This is a genomic window from Streptomyces sp. NPDC086554 (assembly GCF_040686095.1).
Taxonomy (GTDB): Bacteria; Actinomycetota; Actinomycetes; order Streptomycetales; family Streptomycetaceae; genus Streptomyces.
The window spans coordinates 242,239-251,964 of the sequence record NZ_JBFBJK010000013.1; the positions used below are offsets into that span (position 1 = coordinate 242,239).

A 9,726-nucleotide genomic window follows, 5' to 3' on the forward strand; every position below is an offset into this window, starting at 1 on the left:
CATGACAACAACTGACATCCAGACACCCGTCCCGTACCGGGAGGTGACGGACGCCAACGGCCGCATGTACCGGCTCGGCGAGACCGACGTCGACATCATGGGCCGCAAACGCAAGTGGATGGTCATCCTGCCGTGGGTGGGCATGATGGGCATCAGCTCGGCCGAATACGCGTTCGCCTCGGCCGAGGACACCCTGCACACCGCGCATTCCTGGAGCAGCCTGCACATCTTCTGGATGCTGGGCGTCTGGGTCTTCTTCCAGGCCGCGGTGGCCTTCCCTGCGGGCAAACTCCGCGAGAGCGGGAAGCTCCCGGCCCGCTGGGCGATGATGCTCGGCGCGGCCGGCACGCTGCTCGGCTATCTGTCCCTGGCGTTCGCGCCGCATGTGGTGGTCGCCTACATCGGCTTCGGCATGTTCAGCGGCATGGGCGCCGGCATGGTGTACGCGACCTGCGTGAACATGGTCGGCAAGTGGTATCCGGAACGGAAAGGCGGCAAGACCGGCTTCGTCAACGGCGGATTCGCCTACGGTTCGGTGCCGTTCGTCTTCATCTTCACCGGCTACATGGACCTGACGAACTTCCGCTGGGTACTGGTGTCCGTCGGCCTCTTCCTGGCGGCGATGGTCGCCGTGGCGGGCTACTTCTTCCAGGACCCGCCGAAGAACTGGTGGCCCGTGGACGTGGACCCGCTGCGTCCGCCGGACGACCCACGGGCCCGCAGGGCCCTGAAGATGAACCCGCCCGCCGTGCGGCAATACACCCCCAGGGAGGCCTGGGAGACCGGACGCGTCGCGCTGATGTGGTTCTGCCTGCTGTGCACATCGGGCGTGAACATCTTCGGCATCGCGTTCCAGGTGGACATCGGGGAGGAGGCCGGATTCGCCGGCGGAATCGTCGCCACCGCCATGTCTCTGAAGGCCATCGTCAACGGCACCGGCCGAGGTGTCATCGGCTGGCTCTCGGACCGCTACGGACGCAAGCGATGCCTGATCTTCGTCTGCATCGTCCTCGGCCTGTCCCAGTACGGCATCTTGTGGTCCGCGGACATCAAGAGCCTCCCGTTGTTCCTGGTCTTCTCCAGCATCTCCGGATTCGGCGGAGGCGCCATCTTCCCGATGTTCGCGGCCATGACGGCCGACTACTTCGGAGAGAACAACAACGCCTCCAACTACGGCCTTGTCTACAGCTCCAAGCTGGTCTCCGGGCTCCTCGGCTCCGGCATGGGTTCCCTGGTGGTGAGCCACTGGGGCCACACGGGGGCGTTCACCCTGGCCGGGTCCATCTCCCTGTTCGCCGGCTTCATCGCGCTCTTCCTGTCCCAGCCGGGCAGGCCCAAGTCCAAGAAGATCGACCCCAATCCGCAACCTCTCGGTGAGGAGATGGCCTGATATGACGGCGGAGCCCATCGCCGCGAAAAACGCGCAGGGCAGCCCGGGCAGCACTGACGCGTCGTACCAAGAAGTCACGGACGAACGCGGGCGCGTGTACCGCGTCGGCGAGAGCGACCGGGAGATCCTCGGCCGACCCCGCTGGACGATGGTGGTGCTCCCCTGGGTGGCCATGCTCGCCATCAGCGTCTTCGAGTACGCCTACGGGGCCGCGGAGGACACCCTCTCCGCGGCCCACCACTGGACCTCGTCGAACACCTTCTGGGTGCTCAGTGTCTGGATCTTCTTCCAGGCGGCCGTCTCCTTCCCGGCCGGGAAACTGCGCGAGAAAGGAATCCTGACCAGCAGAGCGGCGATGCTGACGGGCTCCGTCCTCTCCCTCCTGGGCTTCGTCAGCCTCAGCCACGCGCCGAACGTGGCGGCGGCCATGGCGGGCTTCGGTTTCCTGGGCGGCGTCGGCTCCGGATTGATCTATTCGACCTGCGTGAACATGGTCGGCAAGTGGTATCCGGAACGGCGCGGCGGCAAGACGGGCTTCGTCAACGGCGGATTCGCCTACGGAGCCGTGCCGTTCATCTTCCTGTTCTCCTACGGCTTCGACACGTCGAACTACCGGACCGTCCTCGACCTGGTCGGCTTCTACGTACTCGCCGTGACGCTGGTGGCGGGGCTCTTCTTCAAGGACCCGCCGAAGAACTGGTGGCCGTCGGACGTCGACCCGCTGCGGCGGGACGGCGACAGGCGTACGGCGGTCGCGCTGGCCAAGAACCCGCCGGCGGTACGGCAGTTCACTCCTGGGGAGGCCCTGCGGACCGGAGTCGTCCCGCTGATGTGGGTGTGCATGCTGTGCTGCGCGGGCGTCTCGATCTTCGGGATCTCCTTCCAGGTGCCGTTCGCGAAGGAGATGGGCTTCGGTCCGCTCATCGCGGCGTCGTCGATGGGCGTGATGTCGGTGATCAACGGCACGGGGCGCGGCGTCGTGGGCTGGCTCTCGGACCGGCTCGGCCGACAGCCGACCCTGACCTACGTCTGCCTGGTGCTGGCGGTGGCGCAGTTCGGCGTGCTGTGGGCGGGCGAGATGCGCAACCAGCCGCTGTTCCTGGTCTTCGCGTTCCTGTCCGGCTTCGCGGGCGGCGCCTTCTATCCGCTGTTCGCTGCCCTCGTACCGGACTACTTCGGAGAGAACAACAACGCCTCCAACTACGGCATGGTCTACAGCGCCAAGCTGGTCAGCGGTCTCTTCGGCGGCGGGATGGGCGCGATGGTCGTGGCCTCGTGGGGATACGTCGGCGCCTATACGACGGCCGGTGTGGTCTCTCTGGTCGCGGCGGGACTCTCCTTGTTGCTGCGACAGCCTGGGCACGCGCGCGTGGCGACGCTCTAGTACGCGTCGTACGGCTCAGCGGCCGGCCCGTGCACCTGGTGCACGGGCCGGCCGCCGCCGTGTCCGGGGTCAGTCGCCGCAGCGCAGCGAGTGCAGGTGCTCGCTGGACTTGCGGGCGAAGGCGTAGGACTCGACCGGGTTGTCGTGCTCGGTCTGCCAGTGGTGGTAGCGGCGGCCTTCATGGGTCCGCGCGGTCACCTTGGAGAGGAACTTCTTGTAGTCGATGTCGCCGTCCCCGACGTCCACCATGCGGTAGCCGTCGCGTGCGGTCTCGTCCCGTATGCCGTCCTTGACGTGGAACAGCGGGTAGCGGTGCGGCTGCTTGAGTACGTAGTCGAGCGGCTCGAAGGGCGCCGGCGTGCCGTCCGGCCGCTTGCCGAAGCGGAACTGGCCCGCGAACGCCCAGTAGATGTCCATCTCCAGATAGACGAAGTCAGGGTCGGTCTCCGCGAGCAGCACGTCGTAGAGGCGCACGTTCGGCTTGTCGGTGGCGAAGGAGAACTCCTCGGCGTGGTTGTGCTGGTAGAACTTCATGCCGCGCTTGCGGGCCGCTTCTCCGTACGTGTTGAAGTCCTCTGCGGCACGCTTCCATCCGTCGACGGTCGAGCCGTAGCGGAAGGGTCCCGACGCGGTGCCGATGTGCTTGAGGCCCAGTGCCTCGGCGTCGTCGAGGACCTTGGTGAGGTTCTGCGCGAAGGTGTAGGCGTTGGGGTTGTTGTCGTCGTAGTAGCCGACGTGGCTGCCGATGGGGTGCAGACCGTGATCGCGCGCCAGCTGCTTCAGCTGGGCCAGGGTGATGGCGCCTGCTGCGCCCTGGGTGTATCCGGCGAACTCGACCTCGTCGTATCCGTACTTCTCCAACTCGGCGAAGACGGCGGCGAATCCGAGAGTGGAGACCTTGTCGCGCAGGCTGTAGAGCTGGATGCCGAGGCGGCCGGGGGGCAGGACGGGTCGGTGGCGGCCCTGCTCCGCAGCGGTGGCGGGGGCAGCCGTGGCGGCTGTGCCGATCAGGGCCGCGGCGGTGGCGCCCGCGGCCACACCGAGCACGCCGCGTCTGCTGAGTCTGTGGGCCAGTTCGGGGTCGGCGGGGGTGTGCTTGCGGCTCATGAGGTTCTCCCGGGATCGAGTCAGGAATGGCTGGGTCAGGAATGGCTGAGTCAGGGATGGGTTCGATTTCCGGCTCGGGGAACGATCAGGGTCGGACCCTGATGGCACGGGCCGAGCCGTCTGGTTCAGTGGAGATCAAGCTGAACTCGGCGGCGCGGTGCACGGCTCAGTGCAGGCCGGCGAGGTCGAGCAACAGCGATTTCACATCGGTGGCCGCGACACGGCCGCTTACGGCGCGGGGGGTGGAGCACAGAATGAGCGGTCCCGAATCGAGGTCCTCGCTCGCGGGGAGGCGGCCATGGCTGCCGCGAATAGGTGACGGGTCCAGGGGCACGACCGCCATGCGGTAGCGCATGCCGAGCTTCTTGCGGGCCAGGGCGCCCGCGGCCTTGACGCGGACGTAGGGGTCCTCGGGGTCCATGAAGAGCTCGGCAGGGTCGTAGCCGGGTTTGCGGTGGATCTCGACGAGCTGCGCGAAGTCAGGCGCAAGGTTGTCGTCGAGCCAGTAGTAGTACGTGAACCAGGCATCCGGCTCCGCGACGGCGACGAGTTCGCCGGAGCGCGGGTGGTCCAGGTGATGCGCCTTCTTGCCCTCGTCGTCGAGGAGTTGCTCGATGCCGGGGAGGTCGGCGAGCGCCTGGCGGGTGGCTTCCATGTCCTCGGGCCTGCGCACATAGACGTGGGCGATCTGGTGGTCGGCGACGGCGAAGGCGCGGGATGCCATCGGGTCGAGGTACTCCATGCCGTCCTGGGTGTGCACTTCGAGGAGGCCGGCGCGGCGCAGGGCTCGGTTGATGTCGACGGGACGGCTCACGCGGGTGATGCCGTACTCGGACAGCGCGACGACGGTGCGGCCTTCGGCCTTCGCGTCGTCGAGAAGGGGGGCGATGGTCTGGTCGAGATCGGCGGCGGCCTGGTGGGAGCGCGGGTCGTCGGGGCCGTAGCGCTGCAGGTCGTAGTCGAGGTGGGGGAGGTAGCACAGGGCCAGGTCGGGGTGGCGGGTGTCGATGATGTGGCGGGTGGCATCGGTGATCCAGCGGCTGGAGACGATGTCCGCGCCGGGGCCCCAGAAGTGGAAGAGGGGGAACGTACCGAATTTCTCGGTGAGTTCGTCGTGCAGGGCCGGGGGGCGCGTGTAGCAGTCGGGTTCCTTGCGGCCGTCGGCGTAGTAGACAGGACGGGGGGTGATGGTGATGTCGGTGTCGGCGCCCATGGCGTACCACCAGCAGATATTGGCGACGGTGTAGCCGGGGTGCGCGCGACGGGCGGCGTCCCAGAGTTTGCCGCCGGCGACGAGGCCGTTGTGCTGGCGCCACAGCAGTACGTCGCCGAGCTCGCGGAAGTACCAGCCGTTGCCGACGATGCCGTGCTCGGCGGGGGTGGTGCCGGTGAGGAAGGTGGACTGGGCCGCGCAGGTGACGGCGGGCAGGACGGTGCCGAGCGTGGCCCGTGAGCCGGACCTGCCCAGGGCTTTGAGGTGTGGCATGTGGTCGAGGAGGCGTGGGGTGAGGCCGACGACGTCCAGGACGAGGAGAGGTGTGGGGCTCATGGGAGTTCCTTGAGGCCGAGGTCCGTCAGGAGGTCGCGGGCGAGGGTGAGCTCGGCGGCGATGCCGTCGGCGAGCTGAGGTCGGGAGCGGGGGCGCAGCTCGGGTGGCAGCGCCTGCCAGGTGTAGGTCTCGACCTCGAGGTGGCGGGTGCGGGGGTGCGGTCCGCCGACGAGGTGCGTGAGCGTGTCCTTCAGGACGGGGAGTGTGGAGGTGAGAGGCGGCGCGGGGGCGGCGTGCAGGGGGACGTGGAAGTGGGCGCGCCAGGGGGCTGTGTCGGGCAGGGCGTCGCCGGCGAGGGCCTCGCCGAGGTCGTCGGTGCCGCGCAGGCCGGCGGGTGCGCGGGTGCGGGTCTGGTGCAGGAAGCGGGGCTCGTCGAAGGCGGCGAGGGCTGCGCGGACTTGGGCGAGATGGGGGTGTTCGGCATGCAGGGCGGCGGAGAGCTGGGACTTGACGACGGGGATGCCCGCGGCGGCGAGGGCGTCGAGTGCGGCCCGGGGTTCTTCGAAGGAGGTGGCCAGGTGACAGGTGTCGACACAGACACCGATGCGGTCGTGACCGACCGCGGTGAGCGGGGCGATCGCGTCGCTCGTGGTCTCCACGGTGCAGCCCGGTTCAGGTTCCAGGCCGATGCGGATAGACCGGCCGGTCAACTCGTCGAGCGCGTCCAGGCGTTGGGCGAGCGCGGTGAGGGCGGCGCGGGCCGCATCGGCGTGGACGGGGTCGAAGGGGGTGCGCCAGGCGAGGGGAAGGGTGGAGATGGTGCCTTCGGTGACGTCGTCCGGCAGCAGGGCGGCGAGCAGGCGGGCCAGGTCGGTGGTGTGGGAGAGCCGCTCGGGATCGGTCCAGTCCGGCTTGTACACGCGGTACTTGACCTCTTCGGCACCGAAGCCTTCATACGGGAATCCGTTGAGGGTGACGACCTCCAGGCCGTGCCGGTCGAGTTCGGTGCGCAGGCCGCGGAGGGCTGCGGGGTCGGTGACCAGTGCGTGCGCGGCGTCCTTGGCGAGCCACAGGCCGATGCCCAGGCGGTCCCTGCCGAGGCGTTTGCGTACGGGTTCGCAGTGGTCGCGGAGTTGCGCGAGGACGCCGTCGAGGGTCTCGGCGGGGTGGACGTTGGTGCAGTACGCGAGGTGGACGACGCTGCCGTCGGGGTGCCGGAAGCGCATGGCTCACGCCCCGCCGCGGAGGATGGAGTTGCCTTCGTGGGTGGCGTCGGTGTCCGTGACATCGAGGGCGAGGCGGCCGCTGAGTCCGTAGAAGGCGACCGGGTTGCGCCAGAGGACCAGGTCGACGTCGTCCTCGCTGAACCCGGCCTTGTGCATCGCGTCGGCCACCTTGCGGGTCTTGAGCGGGTCGCTCTTTCCCCAGTCGGCGGCCGAGTTGACCAGGACCCGCTCGGTCCCGTGCTCGTGCAGGATCGCCACCATCCGGTCCTCGTCCATCTTGGTGTCGGGATAGACGGAGAACCCGAGCCAGCAGCCGCTGTCCTTGGCCTCCTTGACCGTGGTCTCGTTGAGATGGTCGATGAGGACCCGCTCCAGGGGCAGCGCGGACTCCCGGACGACGTCGAGGGTGCGGCGCAGGCCGGCCAGCTTGTCGCGGTGCGGGGTGTGGACGAGCGCGGGCAGCTCGTGGTCGGCGGCCAGCTGGAGCTGTGCCGTGAGCGCGGCGTCCTCTGCGCGGGTCATGGAGTCATAGCCGATCTCGCCGACGGCGACGACGTTGTCCTTGACGAGATACCGGGGCAGCGCGTCGAGGACCGGGGTGCAGCGGGGGTCGTTCGCCTCCTTGGGGTTGAGGGCGATCGTGCAGTGGTGGGCGATGCCGTACTGGGCGGCGCGGAAGGGTTCCCAGCCCAGGAGGGAGTCGAAGTAGTCGAAGAAGGAGGCGGGTGAGGTGCGGGGCTGGCCCAGCCAGAAGGCCGGCTCGACGACGGCGCGGACGCCAGCGGCGTACATGGCCTGGTAGTCGTCGGTGGTCCGGGACGTCATGTGGATGTGGGGGTCGAAGATGCGCATCAGGACTCCTGCTCCTCGCCGGTCGAAGGGGTCGCGGGGGCCGGGGGCGTCGCGGGGGATGACGGGTCCGCTGCGGCGGAGGGCGCCGTAGGGGCGGTCAGGGCCAGGACGCGGTGCAGATCGCCGGGGACGGGGCGGCCTGCGGCGGTGCGTTCGCCCGCGTAGTCGCCGAGCATGCGGGCGAGCTCGGCGTCGGCGTGGGCGCGGCGCGGGAGGTCGGCGACGGCGTCCACGGGGACACCGGTGAACAGGCACTTAAGGACCGCGTGGCGCCAGTGGTGCGGGGCGAGGTGCCGGGCAGCGTACGGCCCGACCGCCGCGGCGACGAGCCGGGTGTCGTTGGTGCGCAGGGCGTCCTCGACCAGGGGCAGGGCTTCGGGGCCCGGCACCAGGTGGGGCAGGGCGTGCAGGACGGCGCGGCGCTCGGCGGCGGTGCCCTGTTCGTAGACGCGGGTGAGCGTGGCCGGGTCCGCGTCGGCGGCGTGCAGGAGGAGTACGCGGGCGGCGTCCGCGTGCTCCTGGCCGCAGCGTCGGCCGGCCTCGGCGAAGCGCAACTCCCATACGGGGGCGGCACCTCGGTCCGGTTGGCCGTGGCGGGCGGCGGCCTCCGCGGTGGCCTGGTCGAGCCAGGCCCGGGCGGCGCCATCGAGGTCGGCGTCGAGGCGGCTGCGGAGGTCGGCGATGGCGGGGGCATCGGTCACGGAGTTCCTCCTCTGGCTGGGGTGCGGGCGGGGGCGCTCTGGGGCGGAGCGCCTTTTCGACCCGGGGCGCGGATTCCTTCGGCGGCCCGGTGCAGGAACTCGATGGAGTGGGAGGCGAGTTGGGGGCCCGCGTGGGAGTGGCGGGGCAGTTCGACGACGGTGAGGCCTTGATAGCCGGTGGCGGCGAGGGCTTCGAGAACGGGCGGGAAGTCGATCTCCCCGTCCCCGAACGGGAGGTGTTCGTGGACACCGCGGCGCATGTCCTCGATCTGGACGTGCCGTAGCCAGGGCGCGGCGGCGCGTACGCAGTCGGCGGGAGGGAGCGGTTCGAGGCACTGGCAGTGGCCGATGTCGAGGGTGAGGCCCAGGGGCTCGGGGTCGCCGAGTTCGTGGCGGAGGCGGTGGAAGTCGGCGAGTGTGGAGAGGAGGTGGCCGGGTTCGGGTTCGATGGCCAGGGGCACGGCGGCGCCGGACGCGGCGTCCAGGACAGGTCCGAGCGATTCGGCGAGGCGCTGCCAGGCGGTGTCGTCGGTGGTTCCCTCGGGGGTGATGCCGCTGAGGCAGTGCACGGCGTGGGCGCCGAGGTCGGCGGCGACCTGGACGGCGCGGATCAGCAGGCGGACGCGGGCCGCCCGTGCGTCCGGGTCGGGGTCCAGGAGCGAGGGGCCGTGCTTGCGGCGCGGGTCGAGCACGTAGCGGGCGCCCGTCTCGATCGTCGCCGTAAGACCGAACCGCTCCAGGCCGCGGGCCACGCGGCGGCTGCGGGCGGCGAGGTCGGGGGCGAGGGGGTCGAGGTGCATGTGGTCGAGGGTCAGCCCGACGCCGACGTATCCGAGGTCGGCGAGGAGACCGAGGGCGTCGTCGAGCCGGAGATCGGTCAGCCCGTTGGTGCCGTACCCGAACCGCAGGGGTGCCACGGTCCCGCTCGGCGGCGTGGCCCGCCGGTCCGCTGCTCCGGTCACGTGACACTCACCTTCCGGCCGAACCGGCGGGCCGCCGGGGCGAGGGCCGCGGTCAGCAGGGCGGTACCGAGGGCGCCCGCGCGGGCGGAGAGTGCGGCTTGGAGCGGGATCATGGCTCGGATGCCGCCGCCGACGGCTCGTTGGGTGAGCTGGGGTGATGGGTTGAGCGCGGCATGGAAGAGGGGGCGGGCGGCGGTGACGGCGTAGGTGGCCGCGAGGGCGGCCTGCGCCGCGGCGCGGGTGCCGGTGCGCCACGCGCCGGGTGCCGCGTACACCCCGTTCGCCCTGCTAGCCCCGCCCGCGCCGCTACGCCCGCTCGGCCCGTTGACCCCGCTTGCCCCGTTGACCGCGTTCACCGCACCGGCCACGCTCGTCACGCTCGCGGCCCCCGCCGCGAGCCTCGACAGCCCTGTGCTGCGGGTGCTGGTGAGCCACGCCCCTGGTGTCGAATCAGCCCCACGGTCCGCCGGCGCCGCGTGCCGTGCGGCGCCGGCGCCCCCCCCCCAGGCACCGGGGGTCGGCAGCTCCGCCAAGGAGCCGGGGGGCGCCCGCTCCGCCGGGGAGCCCGGCCGGGCGCCGGGGGGTGGGGGCCGGCGGCCGGGGGGGGGGTTTTGG

9 protein-coding genes are annotated in these 9,726 nt (G+C 70.5%); 2 read left to right on the top strand and 7 right to left on the bottom strand.

The window, feature by feature from the left end:
* The first annotated feature begins 1 nt into the window (after nucleotide 1).
* Nucleotides 2-1,390 carry an OFA family MFS transporter gene (locus AB0O76_RS23240; protein ID WP_365494390.1) on the top strand — a complete coding sequence of 463 codons (1,389 nt, stop codon included), beginning with the start codon at nucleotides 2-4 and terminating at the stop codon, nucleotides 1,388-1,390.
* Nucleotide 1,391: 1 nt separating this feature from the next.
* A complete protein-coding gene (locus AB0O76_RS23245) occupies nucleotides 1,392-2,774 on the top strand; it encodes an OFA family MFS transporter (protein ID WP_365494393.1) in 1,383 nt (460 codons plus the stop codon).
* A 69-nt stretch (nucleotides 2,775-2,843) separates the two neighbouring features.
* Here the strand turns inward: AB0O76_RS23245 and AB0O76_RS23250 are convergent, their stop codons facing one another.
* The 7 genes from AB0O76_RS23250 to AB0O76_RS23280 all read right to left on the bottom strand — a co-directional run bounded on the left by AB0O76_RS23250 (nucleotide 2,844) and on the right by AB0O76_RS23280 (nucleotide 9,488).
* On the bottom strand, nucleotides 2,844-3,881 hold the full coding sequence (locus AB0O76_RS23250) for a sugar phosphate isomerase/epimerase (protein WP_365494396.1): 1,038 nt from the start codon (nucleotides 3,879-3,881) through the stop codon (nucleotides 2,844-2,846).
* A gap of 166 nt (nucleotides 3,882-4,047) precedes the next feature.
* Nucleotides 4,048-5,430: a nucleotide pyrophosphatase/phosphodiesterase family protein gene (locus AB0O76_RS23255; RefSeq protein WP_365494399.1), complete on the bottom strand. Its 1,383-nt coding sequence runs from the start codon at nucleotides 5,428-5,430 to the stop codon at nucleotides 4,048-4,050.
* Nucleotides 5,427-6,596: a metabolite traffic protein EboE gene (eboE, locus tag AB0O76_RS23260; RefSeq protein ID WP_365494402.1), complete on the bottom strand. Its 1,170-nt coding sequence runs from the start codon at nucleotides 6,594-6,596 to the stop codon at nucleotides 5,427-5,429. Before eboE ends, AB0O76_RS23255 begins: the two co-directional genes overlap by 4 nt.
* Before the next feature lie 3 nt (nucleotides 6,597-6,599).
* Nucleotides 6,600-7,448: a TatD family hydrolase gene (locus AB0O76_RS23265; RefSeq protein WP_365494405.1), complete on the bottom strand. Its 849-nt coding sequence runs from the start codon at nucleotides 7,446-7,448 to the stop codon at nucleotides 6,600-6,602.
* On the bottom strand, nucleotides 7,448-8,149 hold the full coding sequence (locus tag AB0O76_RS23270; protein WP_365494408.1) for an EboA domain-containing protein: 702 nt from the start codon (nucleotides 8,147-8,149) through the stop codon (nucleotides 7,448-7,450). The genes AB0O76_RS23265 and AB0O76_RS23270 overlap by 1 nt, the downstream gene beginning before the upstream one ends.
* Nucleotides 8,146-9,111 carry a sugar phosphate isomerase/epimerase family protein gene (locus AB0O76_RS23275; protein WP_365494411.1) on the bottom strand — a complete coding sequence of 322 codons (966 nt, stop codon included), beginning with the start codon at nucleotides 9,109-9,111 and terminating at the stop codon, nucleotides 8,146-8,148. Before AB0O76_RS23275 ends, AB0O76_RS23270 begins: the two co-directional genes overlap by 4 nt.
* Entirely contained in the window at nucleotides 9,108-9,488 is a 381-nt protein-coding gene (locus AB0O76_RS23280; protein WP_365494414.1) for a hypothetical protein, read from the bottom strand. The genes AB0O76_RS23275 and AB0O76_RS23280 overlap by 4 nt, the downstream gene beginning before the upstream one ends.
* Nucleotides 9,489-9,726 lie beyond the last annotated feature (238 nt).

Coding starts and splice junctions, on each gene's coding strand:
- AB0O76_RS23240 (WP_365494390.1), top strand. CDS start 2: ATGACAACAACTGACATCCAGACACCCGTCCCGTACCGGGAGGTGACG.
- AB0O76_RS23245 (WP_365494393.1), top strand. CDS start 1,392: ATGACGGCGGAGCCCATCGCCGCGAAAAACGCGCAGGGCAGCCCGGGC.
- AB0O76_RS23250 (WP_365494396.1), bottom strand. CDS start 3,881: ATGAGCCGCAAGCACACCCCCGCCGACCCCGAACTGGCCCACAGACTC.
- AB0O76_RS23255 (WP_365494399.1), bottom strand. CDS start 5,430: ATGAGCCCCACACCTCTCCTCGTCCTGGACGTCGTCGGCCTCACCCCA.
- eboE (WP_365494402.1), bottom strand. CDS start 6,596: ATGCGCTTCCGGCACCCCGACGGCAGCGTCGTCCACCTCGCGTACTGC.
- AB0O76_RS23265 (WP_365494405.1), bottom strand. CDS start 7,448: ATGCGCATCTTCGACCCCCACATCCACATGACGTCCCGGACCACCGAC.